At 55.7% G+C, this 16,269-nt stretch carries 20 protein-coding genes and 1 riboswitch; of the genes, 10 read left to right on the forward strand and 10 right to left on the reverse strand.

Annotation, left to right across the window (positions count from 1 at the left end):
• Positions 1-3: 3 nt before the first annotated feature.
• From AC3WQH_RS07675 to AC3WQH_RS07685, 3 genes are all read left to right on the forward strand, one after another.
• Positions 4-1,299, forward strand: a complete 1,296-nt coding sequence (locus AC3WQH_RS07675) for an MFS transporter (RefSeq protein ID WP_005828516.1) — start codon at positions 4-6, stop codon at positions 1,297-1,299.
• Positions 1,300-1,395: 96 nt separating this feature from the next.
• A riboswitch (SAM riboswitch) is annotated at positions 1,396-1,510 on the forward strand.
• Positions 1,511-1,598: 88 nt separating this feature from the next.
• Positions 1,599-2,780 carry a pyridoxal phosphate-dependent aminotransferase gene (locus AC3WQH_RS07680; protein WP_005828518.1) on the forward strand — a complete coding sequence of 394 codons (1,182 nt, stop codon included), beginning with the start codon at positions 1,599-1,601 and terminating at the stop codon, positions 2,778-2,780.
• A gap of 343 nt (positions 2,781-3,123) precedes the next feature.
• Positions 3,124-3,594, forward strand: coding sequence for a hypothetical protein (locus AC3WQH_RS07685; protein ID WP_005828520.1), 471 nt, complete (start codon positions 3,124-3,126; stop codon positions 3,592-3,594).
• Between the two features lie 38 nt (positions 3,595-3,632).
• Here AC3WQH_RS07685 and AC3WQH_RS07690 read toward each other — a convergent pair whose 3' ends face one another.
• Together AC3WQH_RS07690 and AC3WQH_RS07695 are read right to left on the reverse strand one after the other, a co-directional pair.
• On the reverse strand, positions 3,633-4,187 hold the full coding sequence (locus tag AC3WQH_RS07690) for a LysR family transcriptional regulator substrate-binding protein (protein WP_492331980.1): 555 nt from the start codon (positions 4,185-4,187) through the stop codon (positions 3,633-3,635).
• Positions 4,123-4,548, reverse strand: a complete 426-nt coding sequence (locus AC3WQH_RS07695) for a LysR family transcriptional regulator (protein WP_007783158.1) — start codon at positions 4,546-4,548, stop codon at positions 4,123-4,125. Before AC3WQH_RS07695 ends, AC3WQH_RS07690 begins: the two co-directional genes overlap by 65 nt.
• Before the next feature lie 155 nt (positions 4,549-4,703).
• Here AC3WQH_RS07695 and AC3WQH_RS07700 point away from each other — a divergent pair, with 155 nt between their 5' ends.
• From AC3WQH_RS07700 to AC3WQH_RS07715, 4 genes are all read left to right on the forward strand, one after another.
• Entirely contained in the window at positions 4,704-4,922 is a 219-nt protein-coding gene (locus AC3WQH_RS07700; RefSeq protein ID WP_007783161.1) for a hypothetical protein, read from the forward strand.
• A complete protein-coding gene (locus AC3WQH_RS07705; protein WP_007783162.1) occupies positions 4,919-5,107 on the forward strand; it encodes an ATP-binding cassette domain-containing protein in 189 nt (62 codons plus the stop codon). Before AC3WQH_RS07700 ends, AC3WQH_RS07705 begins: the two co-directional genes overlap by 4 nt.
• Positions 5,108-5,360: 253 nt before the next feature.
• Positions 5,361-5,699, forward strand: a complete 339-nt coding sequence (locus AC3WQH_RS07710) for a hypothetical protein (protein ID WP_290426131.1) — start codon at positions 5,361-5,363, stop codon at positions 5,697-5,699.
• Between the two features lie 144 nt (positions 5,700-5,843).
• Entirely contained in the window at positions 5,844-7,049 is a 1,206-nt protein-coding gene (locus AC3WQH_RS07715) for an aminotransferase-like domain-containing protein (protein ID WP_221843037.1), read from the forward strand.
• A 189-nt stretch (positions 7,050-7,238) separates the two neighbouring features.
• Here AC3WQH_RS07715 and AC3WQH_RS07720 read toward each other — a convergent pair whose 3' ends face one another.
• The 3 genes from AC3WQH_RS07720 to AC3WQH_RS07730 all read right to left on the reverse strand — a co-directional run bounded on the left by AC3WQH_RS07720 (position 7,239) and on the right by AC3WQH_RS07730 (position 9,830).
• Positions 7,239-8,057 (reverse strand): alpha/beta fold hydrolase, encoded by an 819-nt coding sequence (locus AC3WQH_RS07720; RefSeq protein ID WP_221843038.1) that lies wholly within the window; start codon positions 8,055-8,057, stop codon positions 7,239-7,241.
• 270 nt (positions 8,058-8,327) lie between these two features.
• Entirely contained in the window at positions 8,328-9,176 is an 849-nt protein-coding gene (locus AC3WQH_RS07725; protein ID WP_007783173.1) for a family 1 encapsulin nanocompartment shell protein, read from the reverse strand.
• Between the two features lie 36 nt (positions 9,177-9,212).
• Positions 9,213-9,830, reverse strand: a complete 618-nt coding sequence (locus AC3WQH_RS07730; RefSeq protein ID WP_007783174.1) for an IMEF encapsulin system ferritin-like cargo protein — start codon at positions 9,828-9,830, stop codon at positions 9,213-9,215.
• 321 nt (positions 9,831-10,151) lie between these two features.
• On the opposite strand from AC3WQH_RS07730, the gene AC3WQH_RS07735 reads away from it, so the two are divergent.
• Positions 10,152-10,433 carry a DUF2325 domain-containing protein gene (locus AC3WQH_RS07735; protein ID WP_005828113.1) on the forward strand — a complete coding sequence of 94 codons (282 nt, stop codon included), beginning with the start codon at positions 10,152-10,154 and terminating at the stop codon, positions 10,431-10,433.
• Between the two features lie 62 nt (positions 10,434-10,495).
• Positions 10,496-10,642 (forward strand): hypothetical protein, encoded by a 147-nt coding sequence (locus AC3WQH_RS07740; RefSeq protein ID WP_007783177.1) that lies wholly within the window; start codon positions 10,496-10,498, stop codon positions 10,640-10,642.
• Between the two features lie 47 nt (positions 10,643-10,689).
• Here the strand turns inward: AC3WQH_RS07740 and AC3WQH_RS07745 are convergent, their stop codons facing one another.
• From AC3WQH_RS07745 to AC3WQH_RS07755, 3 genes are all read right to left on the reverse strand, one after another.
• Complete coding sequence (locus AC3WQH_RS07745; RefSeq protein ID WP_025843917.1) at positions 10,690-10,968, reverse strand: S1C family serine protease; 279 nt, start codon at positions 10,966-10,968, stop codon at positions 10,690-10,692.
• A 13-nt stretch (positions 10,969-10,981) separates the two neighbouring features.
• Positions 10,982-12,433, reverse strand: coding sequence for a recombinase family protein (locus tag AC3WQH_RS07750; protein ID WP_492331976.1), 1,452 nt, complete (start codon positions 12,431-12,433; stop codon positions 10,982-10,984).
• Positions 12,434-12,571: 138 nt separating this feature from the next.
• Positions 12,572-12,892 (reverse strand): winged helix-turn-helix transcriptional regulator, encoded by a 321-nt coding sequence (locus tag AC3WQH_RS07755; RefSeq protein ID WP_005828119.1) that lies wholly within the window; start codon positions 12,890-12,892, stop codon positions 12,572-12,574.
• Between the two features lie 259 nt (positions 12,893-13,151).
• Between AC3WQH_RS07755 and AC3WQH_RS07760 the strand changes: the two genes are divergently transcribed.
• On the forward strand, positions 13,152-14,270 hold the full coding sequence (locus AC3WQH_RS07760) for a YheC/YheD family endospore coat-associated protein (RefSeq protein WP_005828121.1): 1,119 nt from the start codon (positions 13,152-13,154) through the stop codon (positions 14,268-14,270).
• A 68-nt stretch (positions 14,271-14,338) separates the two neighbouring features.
• Here the strand turns inward: AC3WQH_RS07760 and AC3WQH_RS07765 are convergent, their stop codons facing one another.
• Complete coding sequence (locus tag AC3WQH_RS07765) at positions 14,339-15,790, reverse strand: recombinase family protein (protein ID WP_005828118.1); 1,452 nt, start codon at positions 15,788-15,790, stop codon at positions 14,339-14,341.
• A gap of 138 nt (positions 15,791-15,928) precedes the next feature.
• A complete protein-coding gene (locus AC3WQH_RS07770) occupies positions 15,929-16,249 on the reverse strand; it encodes a winged helix-turn-helix transcriptional regulator (protein WP_005828119.1) in 321 nt (106 codons plus the stop codon).
• Positions 16,250-16,269: the final 20 nt, after the last annotated feature.

Consider the following 16,269-nt stretch of genomic DNA (forward strand, 5'->3'; position numbering starts at 1 on the left):
ACCATGAAACAGAAATGGCAATCCTATCCGAGCAGCATTCGTCTTCTGGCGATTGCTGCGATCATTTTTTCTACCGGAATGGCTTGTATTTGGCCGCTTGTCACCATCTATATCCACGATTATTTAGGGAAGCCGCTGACCGTAGCGGGCTTTTTGCTGTTATTGAACCAGGGGGCTTTTTTGATCGGCAGCATCGCAGGTGGCATGCTGTTCGACCGTTGGGGGAAAATGCGCACGATCGTTTTTGCCTCAATCGGCGTCATTCTGATTTCCGTCGGGCTTGGCGTCACGCATGACTTTACGCTGTACACGATCTTGTTGTTGCTGAACGGGCTGTTTTACGGCACGCTCTCTCCGGTGATGAATGCACTCGCTGTCGTGCTGTGGCCGGAAGGCGGGCGCAAAGGGATCAACATGATCTACGTCGCGCTCAACGCCGGGGTGGCGGCTGGCTCTGCCCTCGGCGGCTTGCTGGCGAGCATTTCGTTTGCCTGGACGTTTTTTGGCAACGCGATCTCGCAAGTCATCGTGCTCGTCATGTTCGTGCTCATTTTGCCTCGGCAGCTCAAGGCAGTTGCAGAGCGGGGCTATCGGGCGGAGCAAGCCAATACCGCAGGCACTCCCGCCGCTGCTGTCCAAAGCGCTGCCAAGCCGAAGCCAGTTGAGGCGCTTTCGCCGCTACAGCAACTGCCGACGAAAAAAGTGGCGTGGGGCGCCCTACTGCTCTTGTGCAGCGGGCTGTTAATCAGTTGGATTGTCTACGTCCAGTGGACGACGGTGTTGTCGACCTACATGCAATCGTTGGGCATTTCCTTGCGTCAGTACAGCTTGCTCTGGACGATCAACGGCGGCCTGATTTTGTTCGGCCAGCCGCTGATCGCCTGGGTCATTGGCCGCTTCGCCCGCACGCTGCGAGCGCAGATGCTGCTCGGCTCCTACGTGTTCGTGCTGTCGATGCTGATTTTGTCGCAGACGACCTCCTACGCCGGCTTTGTCGCCGGGATGTTCATCATGACGCTTGGAGAAATGCTCGTCTGGCCGGCCGTGCCTGCCGTGGCAGCAGAGTTTACGCCACAGGGGCGAGAAGGCTTCATCCAAGGGCTGATCTCCGGCACAGGCTCTGCGGGACGCATGCTCGGCCCATTGCTCGGAGCGGTCATTTTCCAGCATTTTCAGGCACAAGGACTTTTGTACATCATGGCGGGGCTGGCGCTAATGTCTGTCGCGTTTTTCGCCCTGCACAGCTCGTTTCAAGGTCGCACCCGAAAAGTGCCAGCCGCGACCGTAGAAAAGATGTAGCCAGGAAAAATTCGCGGGCCTCGCGAAGCGTCTTGACACGTTCGGAGCCCGCAATGTAGTATGAAGAAGATTAAAAACAGTATATTCCGTGTGATTTACTTATGAAGAGAGGCGGAGGGACTGGCCCTATGAAGCCCGGCAGCGGATCTGCGCGCTTGCGCGTTGCAGATGCTGTGCCAATTCCAGCAGGATAATTCCTGACAGATAAGGACGTGACCAAGCTGATCTCCCCCTTTTTCTGTACGGAAAGAGGGGGTTTTTGCTGTACATTGGCCTAAAAAGAAAGGAACTGAAGACAGATGCGCATCCAACCTTCCGACATGATTGATCGGCTCCCGACCCAGTTTTTTGCGACATTGGTGGCAAAAGTAAACAAAGTCATCGCTTGTGGGCATGACGTCATTAATCTGGGCCAAGGAAACCCGGACCTGCCTACGCCGCCGCACATTGTGGAAGAGCTGAAGGCACAGGCAGAAAATCCGCTGCATCACAAATACCCGCCGTTTTCCGGCCGACTGGAGCTGAAGCAGGCAGTCGCGCACTGGTACAAGCAACAATTTGACGTGGACCTCGACCCGGAGGAAGAGGTGGCGATCCTGTTCGGAAGCAAAACCGGCCTCGTGGAAATTTGCCAGGTGCTGATGAACGCAGGCGATGTGGCACTCGTACCGGACCCTGGCTACCCGGATTACTGGTCCGGCGTAGCGGTCGTAAACGGCCGGATGTCGATGATGCCGCTGACGGCCGAAAATCAGTTTTTGCCTGACTACAGCAAAATCCCGCAAGCCGATTTGGACCGCGCCAAGCTGATGTTTTTGAACTATCCGAATAACCCGACAGCGGTGAACGCCCCGTTTGAATTTTACGAGGAAACCGTCCAGTTTGCGCGCAAGCACGAGATCGTCGTCTGCCACGACTTCGCGTACGGCGCGATCAGCTACGACGGCAAAAAGCCTGTCAGCTTCATGCAGGTGCCGGGGGCAAAAGAGGTGGGCGTGGAGTTTTACACGTTGTCCAAAACGTACAATATGGCCGGCTGGCGCGTAGGCGCGATGGTCGGCAACCGCGAGCTGGTAAGGCTCATCAATCTGATTCAGGACCATTACTTCGTCAGCCTGTTTGGAGCGGTCCAAATGGCCGCAGCCAAAGCGATGACAGACTCGCAGCAGTGCGTCCGCGATCTGGTAGCCGTCTACGAAGGCCGCCGCAATGCGCTGTTCTCCAATCTGCACCGCATCGGCTGGCAGGCCCCGCCATCGCAAGGCTCGTTTTTCGCCTGGCTCCCCGTCCCGGCTGGCTTTACTTCGGTGGAGTTCTCGGATTTGCTGCTGGAAAAAGCACATGTAGTCGTCGCACCAGGCGTCGGCTTCGGCCCAAGCGGCGAAGGCTACGTTCGCGCCGCCCTGCTGTCGGACGAACAACGCCTGGCCGAAGCGGTTCAGCGGATCGAACAGTTGGGGCTTTTTGCGAAAACGAAGTAAGTAGGAGAGCGGGTGACCACACTTCCTGGGGGTGGGGAGTGTGGTTTTGTTTTTGGGGGCTGCGTTGCGTGAGACTGCCGGGGGTGCGTTGGTCGGTTGCTCGCGTATCTCAGGATCATCCATGTTTCCCCATGTTGACCTGCGCTTGTCTGCGTTGCCCCCTTGCCCGCGCCGTCCACTGCCCACGCTTTATCACCTGCTTGTCAATCCATTACCAGTCGAACCCCCCTCCCGCACCATAAGACGTGCAGTAGTAATAAAAATCATTCTCATCGTTGACAGATAATGATTTTCATTATACGATGTTAATGATAATTGATCTCATCAGGAGCGGGAGGGTACTATGCGCTATCAGATTAACGGTTACACTGACATGTACACGGTGATCGCCAACGAGCGGAAGATCGGTGGAGCCATTGAAGCAGCTCAAGTTCGACTGCGCACAGGAGAGGTTTTCACCAATGTGGTTCTCACTCGTTTGGAAATGTCAGGTGCGCATTTTTGCTCGATCGGCTTCGTGACAGAAGAAGGCAAGCGGCTGATTGTGCATGTGGACGACATCAGCATGATCGCAGACGCGCGCCACGTCAATGTATGTGAGCTTGCCAATGAATGCATGCGGGCTGAAAAGTGCGCAGAGCGCCTGAAACGCCTGAAGCGTCTCTGTGAACTGAACGAAGGAAGCTGTACGCCTACCTTCCAGGAAGAAGCGCTGCTTTTGGCAGAAGACATCGGGCTGGAGGAAGCGCGTTCTTATGTGGATTTGTCCTTCCTGCCGCAAGTGGAAAAAAAGCGGGTTGTCCGCATCGCGTAGAGTGTTCCCATCGAATTACATATTCGCCCCTTTCCCTTTTACAGCGGAGAGGGGCTTTTTGCGTCTGGTAGGCGGCGGTGCTGCAAAAAACGGATGAAGCTGGTCACCGGATAAGGCAAGAGGTCATCCTGACGATAGACGAGGCAAATATGTCTGCGGTTGACGTAGCCAGGCAGCTCGCGAATGACCAGCTCGCCCGTTTCGCCTTCGCGCACGACGCTGCGATAGGGGAGGATGCTGACGCCCATATTGTGCTTCGTCGCTTCCTTGATCGTCTCGATCGCCCCAAGCTCCATGCGCACTTGCCAGCGCAACTGGTTTTCCTGGGCCCAGCGTTCGGCCAGCTCGCGGGAGGTGGAGCCGGCTTCGTGGATGAGGAACGGCTCGGATTGCAAATCGGCCAGTTCGATTGTCTTTTTTTGCGCCAGCGGATTTTGCGGAGAGAGAACCAGACGCAGCTCGTCCGCCAGCAGCGGAATGACGTGCAAGCCTTCCTGGGGCTGCATGGACAGCGAAACAATAGCCAGATCAATTTCGAAGTCGCGCAGCAGCTCCATGAGCGGCCGCGCTTTTTTTACGGTCAAAATCGGCAGGACATGCGGGTACTCCGCCTGGAATGCGGCGAGATAAGGGGGGGAGAAAGTAGGTGGCAGGCGTGTAGCTCGCCCCGATTTTCAGCGTGCCTCTGCCGCCGTGACGAAACTCCTCCATGATCTGCCCGGCTTCTGTCAGCAAGGTGGACACTCTTCTGGCATACGGCAACAAAGCATTCCCCGCTTCGGTCAGCCGAAAATGCCGCGGCTGCTTGTAGAACAGCTCCACACCGAGGGCGGTTTCCAGCTTTTTAAGGTGAAAGCTGACGGTTGGCTGCTTGATCCCCAGCGCCTCGGCAGCTTCCGTCAACGACTTGCACTGGGCGGCTACAGCGAACACACGCAATTGCTGAATATTCACCGGATCGCTCCCTTCCGCCCTCAGTATAGATATTCTCTATGGATCTATCAATAAACATAGACTCTATTTAACACAAGCTTAGCATCCGGTTTACTTTCCCCTCACACAAATCGCGTACAGTTGTCGGTAGGAAATGAAATGGGAGGGAAATCGGAATGACCAGGAAAAATCGGCAACAAAAATGGACAGTAGCATCGCTGCTCGTCTCCACTACCTTGCTTTTTGCGGGATGCGGACAAGGCACTTCCCCATCGACGGCGACTTACGCAGCGGCTTCGACCTTGGTGGGCGGCGGTTTCGTTGTGCTGCTCATCGTCATCGTCGAGCTGTTGTTTCAGCCGAAAAAATGGAAAGCAGGGAGAGAACAAGCTTGAAGCCGATTTTGGAAGTGCGAGGCGTACAAAAATCGTTTGGCAGCTATGCCGCTTTGCGCGGAATCAACCTGGCCGTGCGCAGCGGAGAAATCATCAGCGTCCTGGGACCATCCGGCTGCGGGAAATCTACGCTCTTGCAAGTAATCGCCGGACTGACCCGGCAGATGCCGGAGAGGTGCTGCTGAGAGGGGAACAGGTGGCGTCGCCCTCGCGGCTGGTCCCCCCGGAAAAGCGCAATCTCAACATGGTGTTTCAGGATTACGCCCTGTGGCCGCACATGAGCGTCTACGCCAATATCGCGTACGGACTCCAGCGCAAAAAAATGAAAGCAGATTTGATTCAGGCCAAAATCGCCGAACTGGTCAAGCTGTTGCGCCTGGAAGGGCTGGAGCAACGCTTGCCGCCGGATTGCCGCACTACATCGAGCACGGGCCGTACTTGTTCGTACACGCGGGTATCCGCCCGGGAATTGCGCTCGCTTCCCAGCAGCCTTACGATCTGCTCGCGATCAGGGAAGAGTTTTGGCACAGTGCGGCGCAGTTCGAGCGAGTGATTGTATTCGGGCACACGCCCACACATCGGATGGGAGCCGCACCGGGGGAAATCTGGATACGGCCAGACCGAATCGGCATTGATACCGGAGCGAAGCACGGACTTCGTTTGACGCTGGTGGATTTGACCTGTCGCAAGAGCTATTCTTGCTCGACCAAAGAAAAAGGGACGTACACGGATTTTCGCATGGCGGCATGGGGTAAAAATGAAGGTTGCGAAAACTAGGGAGCAGCGCTGATGCAAGCAGCAGCTTCGATCGAACAATCGCTCGACATAGTCAAAACCTATCTGCTCATAGCTAGCGGGGATTGGACTTTGCCTGGCGTCAGTGATAAAACAAGAATAAGCAAAATCAAGGGGGAACGGAACATGGAGTACTCATTTTCAAAATCAGTTGACGCATTATCCTCCTCGGCTGTCCGGGAAATCTTGAAGCTGACCCAAGGCAATCAAGTGCTCTCGCTCGCAGGTGGACTGCCAGCCGAGGATTCTTTTCCTATCGCAGCTATGCGCGAAGCTTTCAATCGGGCATTCGATCTGGGGGCCAAATCTTTGCAGTACGGTTTGACTGACGGATACATTCCGCTTCGCGAGTGGGTTGCCTCACGGATGAAGCAAAAACATATGAACGTAGGCCTGGACAATATGCTGCTGACCACCGGCTCCCAGCAGGCCGTCGACTTACTGTGTCGAGTCTATTTGGACGAAGGCGACGTCGTGCTGGTAGAAAATCCAACGTATCTGGCTGCGGTCCAATTGTTCCAATTTCGGGGGATTCGCACCATTCCGGTGCAAGGGGACGCAGAAGGGATGGATCTGGACGATCTCGCGCAAAAAATCGCCCAGTATCGCCCGAAAATGGTCTATGTCATTCCGACTTTTGCGAATCCGACCGGGAAAGTATGGAGCGTGGAACGTCGCCAAGGCTTGCTCGCCCAGTGCAAAGCGAACGACATTCTCATTCTGGAGGACGATCCGTATGGCGAAATCCAGTTTGACGGAGAAGCTCCGTACCGTTCCATTTTCTCGCTCGATGAGCACCCGACAGATTCCTGTGTCGTGTACACGAGCACGTTTTCCAAAATCGTCGCGCCTGGTCTGCGGACCGGCTGGGCTATCGGCGACAAGCGCGTCATCCAGATGATGGTCAAGGCGAAGCAAGCCGTCGACTTGCAATCCAGCACGATCGACCAGATCGCGCTCCATGAACTGCTCTCCCAATTCGATCTGGAAGGCCACATCGAAAAAATCCGCGCTTCCTACAAGGAGCGGATGGAGTGGATGAACGAGCTGCTGCTCGCCCAAAACTGGGAAGGCGTCCGCTGGGAGAAGCCAAGGGGAGGCATGTTCCTCTGGGTGAATTTGCCCGAGCATGTGGACGCGGAAAAACTGCTGGCCCGCTCTGTGCAAGAAGGCGTGGCATTCGTCCCGGGCAAGCCGTTTTACGCAGATGAGCCGCAACACAATACGATGCGCCTGAACTACACGCTGCTCAACCGGGAAGACACTCAACTGGCAATTTCCAGACTTGGCAAAGCATTTACAGCATACAGTCAAAGCCTGGTGACACAGTAGCAGCGTCTTTCGCCCGCGAAACCGTTTCGCGAACGACAAGAAAGCTCTGCCCAAAAAGACAATCATGCCAAAAAAACTGGCTGGTTGTCTTTTTTTGTTTCTGATGTTCCGCAAATGAAAGGGCCAGCCCCGCAGCCCCCGGCTTCGCCAAACGCAACGCCATGGCGAAGCCAAAGCTTCCGGGAACGGCTAGACAGCCAGCTCCCTCTCCACCCGATCCAGCCACTCGTGCACCAGCTCGGTAAACAGCGCTGGCTGCTCGATTTGCAGGTTGTGTCCCGCGCAGTCGAGAACGGCAAAGGAGCTGCGCGGATAGTGAGGCAGCAAGCTCCAAGCGTCCTGGTAGCCGACGATGTGGTCTTGCTTGCCCACGACAAACAGGCTCGGATGGGAAAAAGGCTGCGTGTCGAGCGGGAAGGAGAAGCCGTACGACGTTTTCAGTCTTTCCAAAAAGGGGAAGTTCGCGATGTGGTATCCGCTCATAATCTCTGTTTTGTAACGCTCCCATGTTTCATTCGTCGCCACGACGGCCATGGACGCAAACTCGGTGCGCTCCGTCTCGGTCAGCTTGTCCCACAGCAGTTTGTCTTCCACGAGAAGCGCTTTTTCCGGCAAGGTGCGCAATTTCATTTGCGGAATGACGCTCGGGCAGATGAAAAGAGCGCCTTTTACTTGTTCTCTGCGCTTTTCGATCACGCCCCTGGCCAAAAAACCTCCGTAAGACTCTCCTGCAAGAAGAAAGGGCTTGCCGGACAACTCCCGATCTATCCAGTGCAGGACGGCCTCCAGCATGTCATCCGTGTTTTGCACGCTGTCGTAATTTTGCGTCTTTCCCATGCCTGGCAAGTCAATATACAGGCGGCGGAAGCCTTCGCGCTCCGCGAAAACAGGCTCCATGCAGCCTTGCATAATGCGGTGGTCGAGGGAAAAGCCGTGAAGCATCACAATCGGAAAGCCGGAACCGAGTTGTTCCTGATAAAACTGGACATCGTGAAGCGAATGACTCATAAAAACACCTCTTCCGAATAAGTTCAAGTCGAAGTATTTTGTTAGGGAACATTTGTTCTTATTATAATCTCATTTCTGGAAAAAGCAAGAGGAAGATTTGCAATATTTTTCCTGAAAAGACTGTCCCAGCTCCCCCACAAAAAAGTGCCCATCGACGGTAAAGTCAAATGGACACGTTTTTTGCAGATGAAATGGCACTGTGAGCGATGAACTTCACAGGCGGCTGTCTGACTGAGCCACAAGCCGACTCAAGCCAAGCCAGGCCGTTTTTTATTCTTCGGTTTCTTCCAGCGTGCAAATCGCGCTAGGGCGCTTGATGCGCAGCACGACGCACTCGTAAACGCGGAACAGGCTGTTCATTTGCTCGTCTCCGAGGAAAGCGGAGTCGAAGTCTTCCGCAATCGCCAGGTCCAGGTTGTGACGGCCCGTTGCCACCAGCACGCCGGAGCGGCCTTTGATGGTTGGCGATTGGTACACGCCGTCTGTGACGAGGTTGCGCACATGCTCGATCTCCAGCACGTTGGTGCCTTTGTGCACACGGTGCAGCAAGGAGTACAGCTCTGGAGACACAACGAGGGCATAAGGGCCGCTGTGGCCCATTTTCAAGAGCTTGTTGCGCGCTTCCACGATATCCGCGAACGCGTTGCCGGACTCCATCCAGTCGCTTTTCAGGTGAGTGAGGCGGCCTTTTACATTCATCAGGCCCGGCAGATCGAATTCAGCCGCTCCGTTGAAAATCAGGTCGTCTTCCATCAGGGCGCAGCCGGCAGCCGCGTTTGCAGCAGCACTCATGTCGAGCGGCATGCCGAGTGTGCGCGCTTGCGCCACGTCGCGCCAGTAGAGCATGAAGTCTTTGTACAAAATCGGAATCGTCATGCTCACACGGCGGCTAGGCTGTGTCATTTCCAGCGATTCGCCGCGCAGGGAGAGACCGCCAAAGCGGGACTCGTCGTACACGTCGTTCGTAATCGTCTGGATGCCTTCTCCGAGCGGACCGTAAATATCAATGAAACGACGTCCCACGAGTTGACGGCGCGCCATGTCGATTACAGTGGCATCCAACTGGCTCCATTCATCTTTCGTCAAAGGAGAGTCAGGGTATTTGCGAAGCTTGTCCATAGCGTAACCTCCAGGTCATATAAGATGGTTGTTTCCTTACAGTCCTTTCAGACTTCCTACTGTAAGCCCCTTTTTGCCGGAAATGTTGCCGGAAACGGCATGGGCAGGAGCGGAATGCTTGATGACAGAAGCAACACCGTGAGCAGCGGAAGCCGAAGCTTTCAGGTGATCCACCTGATGGATGTCGTGTCCCTCGTCGTGGTCAGTCAGATCGGGATGGGACCCGTCCGAAAAACGCTCGCTCAACGCGGCCATGATTTCTTTCACCTGCAAGTAGTCGGCGTGGGTTTTTTCGCGCATGCCGTCCAGAGTCTGGCGAGTTTCGTCATCTTGAAACTCGTACAGGGAAAGCTCCAGGTGCTCGCGGAAGTTATGCAGGCCAAAACGCTCCAGGTTCACATCTGACAGCATTTGCGAAAGCTCGCGGTCGCTCAGCTCGGCAAGCGTTTCTTTTTCGGACACTTTTTCCAGGTAAGGAACCAGTTCCTGGAGTCGTCCCATGCGCTGTTCTTCTTCTTCCAAAATGTGATGGTAGTACAAGCGTGTATGCTCGTCCTGGGCAGCGTCGATAATCGGCTGGATGATTCCCATAAAACGATTGATGTACCCTCTGGTTCGATCAAAAATGGCGTGCAGTTGTGTAATTTCTTGCACCCTCCGCCACCTCCTCATTCACGATCTATTTGTTCATTATACAGTTGGAAAAATGAACCGGGCAATACATATGTAGATATTCGGCGTTTTCTGTTCATATCTGGCGTTTTTTACGGGCAATGGCGAGTGAGACCTGTGGAGCAGCAAGGAGCTGTTAACAGTAGTTTTATATTTTTACAAAAAAGTTATCATGGAGAGTATTGTCAAAGCTAAATGGGAATGATAATATTTATCAATAAGAGTGATATTCATTATCAATTAGAAAAACAGAGAAACAGAACATACATTTTACACTCACTCAATTTAAGGAGGAAAACAGTTATGTCATCCATTTTAGTTATCGGCGGAGATCGCCTCGGTAATATCGTCGACTTGTTGCACGGGCAAGGATTCAAGGACATCCATCACGTGACAGGTCGCAAAAGCTCCCAAACAGGCGTGAAAATCCCTGCAGGCATCCACATGATTCTGGTGCTGACTGACTTCGTGAACCACAATCTGGCGAAGACAGTGAAAAACCAGGCGAAGGACCGCGAGCTGCCGATCGTATTCTGCAAGCGTTCGTGTTCCGCGATTGCCAAAGCTTTCGATCTGACCGCGTAAATACATACCCGTTCAGGTGGACAGACTACTTCGTGAGTCTGATACCAACGGAGGAATGGCGTATGGAACAAAACCGTTTGAACGAACTGCCTATTGCGCAACTGACGGCCGTGCAGTTGCAACAATTGAAAGAGGCAGAGGAACAAATCAATTCCGAAGGTCAAAAAGTATATTTGATCGCATTTGAAAAACAATCCCCGTCATCCTAGACGGGGTTTTTTCTTTTCCCATACTTTTTTGCTGGGCAGTTGCTTCTTTATTTAAAGACGTACTGCTCCAGTTGCGCTTTCAGGGCGTCAATGCCGATGGCAAAGCCCAAACATTGGCTGGATTGAATGATAAAGGCATTGAGCCCCACAACCTCGCCGTTCAGGTTGATGAGTGGCCCACCACTGTTGCCGGGGTTGATGGCGGCATCGGTCTGGAAAATTTCTTCGTACATTCGCTTGGCAACCTGAAGGCGGCGGTTTTTGGCGCTGATGATTCCGGCAGTTACAGAGTTTTCCAATCCAAGTGGAGAACCGCCTGTGTGCAAAGAGGCAGACTATTTAATGAAAGACAAGGTGCTGAAGGCAGATGGCGCGCTCTTGGCGCTGCCCCGCCGCGGTGGAAGATACGGTTGCCTCCACGCGCCGGATGAGAATGGAGACGAGCAGGCGGCGTTCTTCCTCGCTGGCATGGGACCAGATGAGGGGCCACTCGGTCAGCAGGCTGGGGTCGGGGAGAGGAGCAGCAGGGAGGAAGGCAGCTCGCGGAGGATTCGATTCGTCCGCTTCCGATTGCAATGCCGCCATTTTTTCGCGAAACGCTTCGAGGGAGAGCAGCCCTTCCTCGTAGGCTGCCTCCCAGCGCCGCCGTTTGCGCTCCCGCTTCCGCTCCAGCTCCTCTGCGCTCGCGCCAGCGACTGGGCGAAGCGATTCCCGTGCTTCCGCATAAGCGGCGAGCGCTTCTTTTGCATAGCGCATCAGCTCGGTGAGAATCGCCTGCTCCAGCCGATCTTCGCGGATGGCAGGGGCGTCGCAGCGACCAGCCTGCTTGTTTTTACATAAATAGTAGCGATGCACATACAGCCTCCCGCCGCTTTTGCTCTTCGCCGTTTTTCCGCGCATCGGCGCGTTGCAGCGCGAGCAGTAGAGCAAGCCGGAAAAAGAAAACGACGAGCCGAGGACGCGCGGATGGAGCGAACCGCGTGCCGCCATTTTTTTTTGCACGCGGGCAAAGCACGCTTTGTCGGTGATCGCAGGATGCGTCGCTTCCTCGATAATCCACTCCTCGGGCGCGTTTTGGCGCTGGAGCGAATCGGTGTAGTTCCAGCGCAAAGCCCCGTGGTACACCGGGTTTTTCAACAGGCGCAGGACGGCGCTTGCACTCCAGCGTGCGCCATTTTTTCCGCGCAGACCTTCGCGGTTCGCCCACTCGGCGATCTGGCGGGGAGACTCGCCTTTTTCGTAGCGGGCAAACATCTCGCGCACGCCAGCGGCCTCCGCGGGCTGGACAGTCAATTCCCCGGCCAGAAGCTCGTAACCAAAAGGCGGCGGGCCGCCTGGCCGTTTGCGTTCCCGCGCCATTTGCTCCATGCCGAGCTTGACCCGCTCCGCCAAATTTTCCCGCTCCCACTGCGCGAGCGCCGCCACCAGCGTAATAAACAGCCGGCCGATCGCCGTCGTCGTATCGTACACCTCCGTGCAGCTTTTGAAGCGCACGTCGTACTTTTCAAACTCCTGCAGCAGCCGATACAAATCCAGCACGGAGCGGGTGAGGCGATCGAGCCGATAGACGAGCACGACGTCGATGTTCCCTTCCCGGATATCGCGCAGGAGCCGCTTGAGCGCGGGGCGGTTTGTGTCCTTGGCGCTGATCCCTTCGTCGGCGTAGATCGCCGCAACCTCCCACCCTTGAGAGTGAACGTAAGCCAACAGCTTTTCCCGCTGGGCCGGGATCGAAAAGCCTTCCCGCGCCTGGTCTTCGGTGCTGACGCGCATGTAGACAGCCGTTCGCATCGGATTCCCTCCCGTCGACTGAGGTTGCTAGAGTCTACAGCAAAATGCCGGTTTGTATGCCTGGCCCGCAAAAGAAAACTCGGCGTTTCCAAGCACAAAAAAACCCCGCTCATCCTTTTTTGGACAAGTGGGGCGACGCTACATCCATTTTTGTCCCCATTCGTGAATGGATTCAATGACCGGACGCAGATCCCTTCCTTTTTCTGTCAATTCATACTCGATGCGAACAGGGATTTCCGGATATACCTTGCGCTCCAAAATTCCCAGCTCCTCCAGCTCTTTCAGCCGTTCCGAGAGCATTTTGTCGCTCATGTGCGGAACCATCTCGCGAATATCCTTGAAGCGAACAGCGCCGCGCAGCAACACGTGAATGATTAGACCTGTCCAGCGTTTGCCCAGGACATTAATGGCGCATTCGTACTTGGGACACATGTGTTCGCCAGCAAACTCTTGACTCATGTCGGCGTCACCTCTATATTGCATGGTTGTGTTATCGCTTATTGTACCAGATAAGCTTGAAAAAAGTAAGTAACGAAGTGTTTGGGGACCGCCCCTCTATGTTGTTGCCTATTGGGCCCGTATGTATGCGGACGAATTTGGCCGACCGCCTGCGGATGGGCCTGGAGGCGATCAAGCCCGATTCGCCAACGAAGCGTTTCGCATGCAGGCAAACGCACATAAACTGTGGCGAACGATTCGAGAAGAAGAGGGTGTTAAGATGCTTCCCAAACGGGTGATCGGGATTTTGACCTGGCGCCAGGGACAGCGCTTTGGCGAGCCGGACTATTTGCGCAAGCTCGTGCTGGCCGGGCAGAAGCTGGGGGCAGAAATCTACCTGTTTTCGCATCAGGACGTACACGGAAAAGAAAAAAAGATCAGAGGCTTTGTGCCGAAAGCAGGGGGCGGCTGGACCAGCCGATGGTTTCCCTGGCCGGAGGTGGTTATTGACCGTTATCGGCGGCGCGTGCCAGAGTACATCCGCATGCGCAACAGCGACCTGTTTTTCTTTGCGAACAGCCCGTTTTCCAAAAAGTGGCGTGTGACGCAACTGCTGGCCAAAGACGAACGGGTCAAACGCTGGATTCCCGAGACGCATTTGTACGAAAAAAAGAAAATGACAAGCATGCTGGCGCGTTACCCGCTGGTGTATGTCAAGCCGGGGAACGGTTCCGGCGGCAAAAGCATTTTGCGGGTAGCGGCTGTCGGCAAGGAATATGCCCTTTCCGGGCGCGACAAGCAGTATCAGGTGCATACGGCCAGGCTGGACAGCAAGGCGGCCGTGGAGAACTGGGTCGGCCGCTGGGTTGCGGAGCAGCGAATTGCCGATGGCAACTTTTTGGTGCAGCAAGGGCTTGATCTCGGGCTGATCCCCAATCATGTGGTGGATGTGCGGGTGTTAATCCAAAAAGACGCGGAAGGCGAATGGAGTGTGACAGGCAGCGGGGTTCGCATCGGGGAGCCAGGCAGCTCCACTTCCAATCTGCACGGCGGAGGACGGGCAGTTCCATTTGTGCCGCTGATCGAAAGCTGTTTCGGGAGAAGGCAGGCGCCGCACACCATCCGGGAATGCCACTTGCTTGCCCATGAGGTGGCGAGCACCTTGGAGGACTATTTCGGCCGGATGATGGAGTTTGGTCTGGACATCGGAGTGGATGTGAACGGGCAGGTGTGGCTGATCGAGGTCAATCCGAAGCCGGGACGCGAAGTTTTTCGCCAGATCGGGGAGCTGGACACGTATGCCACAGCCATCGAGCGTCCGGTGCAGTTCGCGCTCTACCTTGCCCGCAGCAGGCAAAACCGGATGGCTCCGGAGAAGGTGCGCCGCGCCGGAGTCTGAGCGATAGCCTGGTTTTTGTCGCTATGGCAGCAAGCGGGGAACCGCCTGTGTGCAAAGAGGCAGACTATTTAATGAAAGACAAGGTGCTGAAGGCAGATGGCGCGCTCTTGGCGCTGCCCCGCCGCGGTGGAAGATACGGTTGCCTCCACGCGCCGGATGAGAATGGAGACGAGCAGGCGGCGTTCTTCCTCGCTGGCATGGGACCAGATGAGGGGCCACTCGGTCAGCAGGCTGGGGTCGGGGAGAGGAGCAGCAGGGAGGAAGGCAGCTCGCGGAGGATTCGATTCGTCCGCTTCCGATTGCAATGCCGCCATTTTTTCGCGAAACGCTTCGAGGGAGAGCAGCCCTTCCTCGTAGGCTGCCTCCCAGCGCCGCCGTTTGCGCTCCCGCTTCCGCTCCAGCTCCTCTGCGCTCGCGCCAGCGACTGGGCGAAGCGATTCCCGTGCTTCCGCATAAGCGGCGAGCGCTTCTTTTGCATAGCGCATCAGCTCGGTGAGAATCGCCTGCTCCAGCCGATCTTCGCGGATGGCAGGGGCGTCGCAGCGACCAGCCTGCTTGTTTTTACATAAATAGTAGCGATGCACATACAGCCTCCCGCCGCTTTTGCTCTTCGCCGTTTTTCCGCGCATCGGCGCGTTGCAGCGCGAGCAGTAGAGCAAGCCGGAAAAAGAAAACGACGAGCCGAGGACGCGCGGATGGAGCGAACCGCGTGCCGCCATTTTTTTTTGCACGCGGGCAAAGCACGCTTTGTCGATGATCGCAGGATGCGTCGCTTCCTCGATAATCCACTCCTCGGGCGCGTTTTGGCGCTGGAGCGAATCGGTGTAGTTCCAGCGCAAAGCCCCGTGGTACACCGGGTTTTTCAACAGGCGCAGGACGGCGCTTGCACTCCAGCGTGCGCCATTTTTTCCGCGCAGACCTTCGCGGTTCGCCCACTCGGCGATCTGGCGGGGAGACTCGCCTTTTTCGTAGCGGGCAAACATCTCGCGCACGCCAGCGGCCTCCGCGGGCTGGACAGTCAATTCCCCGGCCAGAAGCTCGTAACCAAAAGGCGGCGGGCCGCCTGGCCGTTTGCGTTCCCGCGCCATTTGCTCCATGCCGAGCTTGACCCGCTCCGCCAAATTTTCCCGCTCCCACTGCGCGAGCGCCGCCACCAGCGTAATAAACAGCCGGCCGATCGCCGTCGTCGTATCGTACACCTCCGTGCAGCTTTTGAAGCGCACGTCGTACTTTTCAAACTCCTGCAGCAGCCGATACAAATCCAGCACGGAGCGGGTGAGGCGATCGAGCCGATAGACGAGCACGACGTCGATGTTCCCTTCCCGGATATCGCGCAGGAGCCGCTTGAGCGCGGGGCGGTTTGTGTCCTTGGCGCTGATCCCTTCGTCGGCGTAGATCGCCGCAACCTCCCACCCTTGAGAGTGAACGTAAGCCAACAGCTTTTCCCGCTGGGCCGGGATCGAAAAGCCTTCCCGCGCCTGGTCTTCGGTGCTGACGCGCATGTAGACAGCCGTTCGCATCGGATTCCCTCCCGTCGACTGAGGTTGCTAGAGTCTACAGCAAAATGCCGGTTTGTATGCCTGGCCCGCAAAAGAAAACTCGGCGTTTCCAAGCACAAAAAAACCCCGCTCATCCTTTTTTGGACAAGTGGGGCGACGCTACATCCATTTTTGTCCCCATTCGTGAATGGATTCAATGACCGGACGCAGATCCCTTCCTTTTTCTGTCAATTCATACTCGATGCGAACAGGGATTTCCGGATATACCTTGCGCTCCAAAATTCCCAGCTCCTCCAGCTCTTTCAGCCGTTCCGAGAGCATTTTGTCGCTCATGTGCGGAACCATCTCGCGAATATCCTTGAAGCGAACAGCGCCGCGCAGCAACACGTGAATGATTAGACCTGTCCAGCGTTTGCCCAGGACATTAATGGCGCATTCGTACTTGGGACACATGTGTTCGCCAGCAAACTCTTGACTCATGTCGGCGTCACCTCTATATT

The sequence above is a fragment of the Brevibacillus sp. FW301-21C12A genome (assembly GCF_058788915.1).

Coding starts and splice junctions, on each gene's coding strand:
- AC3WQH_RS07720 (WP_221843038.1), bottom strand. CDS start 8,057: ATGAGTCATTCGCTTCACGATGTCCAGTTTTATCAGGAACAACTCGGT.
- AC3WQH_RS07740 (WP_007783177.1), top strand. CDS start 10,496: ATGGAACAAAACCGTTTGAACGAACTGCCTATTGCGCAACTGACGGCC.
- AC3WQH_RS07725 (WP_007783173.1), bottom strand. CDS start 9,176: ATGGACAAGCTTCGCAAATACCCTGACTCTCCTTTGACGAAAGATGAA.
- AC3WQH_RS07760 (WP_005828121.1), top strand. CDS start 13,152: ATGCTTCCCAAACGGGTGATCGGGATTTTGACCTGGCGCCAGGGACAG.
- AC3WQH_RS07755 (WP_005828119.1), bottom strand. CDS start 12,892: ATGAGTCAAGAGTTTGCTGGCGAACACATGTGTCCCAAGTACGAATGC.
- AC3WQH_RS07685 (WP_005828520.1), top strand. CDS start 3,124: ATGCGCTATCAGATTAACGGTTACACTGACATGTACACGGTGATCGCC.
- AC3WQH_RS07680 (WP_005828518.1), top strand. CDS start 1,599: ATGCGCATCCAACCTTCCGACATGATTGATCGGCTCCCGACCCAGTTT.
- AC3WQH_RS07735 (WP_005828113.1), top strand. CDS start 10,152: ATGTCATCCATTTTAGTTATCGGCGGAGATCGCCTCGGTAATATCGTC.
- AC3WQH_RS07715 (WP_221843037.1), top strand. CDS start 5,844: ATGGAGTACTCATTTTCAAAATCAGTTGACGCATTATCCTCCTCGGCT.
- AC3WQH_RS07770 (WP_005828119.1), bottom strand. CDS start 16,249: ATGAGTCAAGAGTTTGCTGGCGAACACATGTGTCCCAAGTACGAATGC.
- AC3WQH_RS07675 (WP_005828516.1), top strand. CDS start 4: ATGAAACAGAAATGGCAATCCTATCCGAGCAGCATTCGTCTTCTGGCG.
- AC3WQH_RS07750 (WP_492331976.1), bottom strand. CDS start 12,433: ATGCGAACGGCTGTCTACATGCGCGTCAGCACCGAAGACCAGGCGCGG.
- AC3WQH_RS07700 (WP_007783161.1), top strand. CDS start 4,704: ATGACCAGGAAAAATCGGCAACAAAAATGGACAGTAGCATCGCTGCTC.
- AC3WQH_RS07765 (WP_005828118.1), bottom strand. CDS start 15,790: ATGCGAACGGCTGTCTACATGCGCGTCAGCACCGAAGACCAGGCGCGG.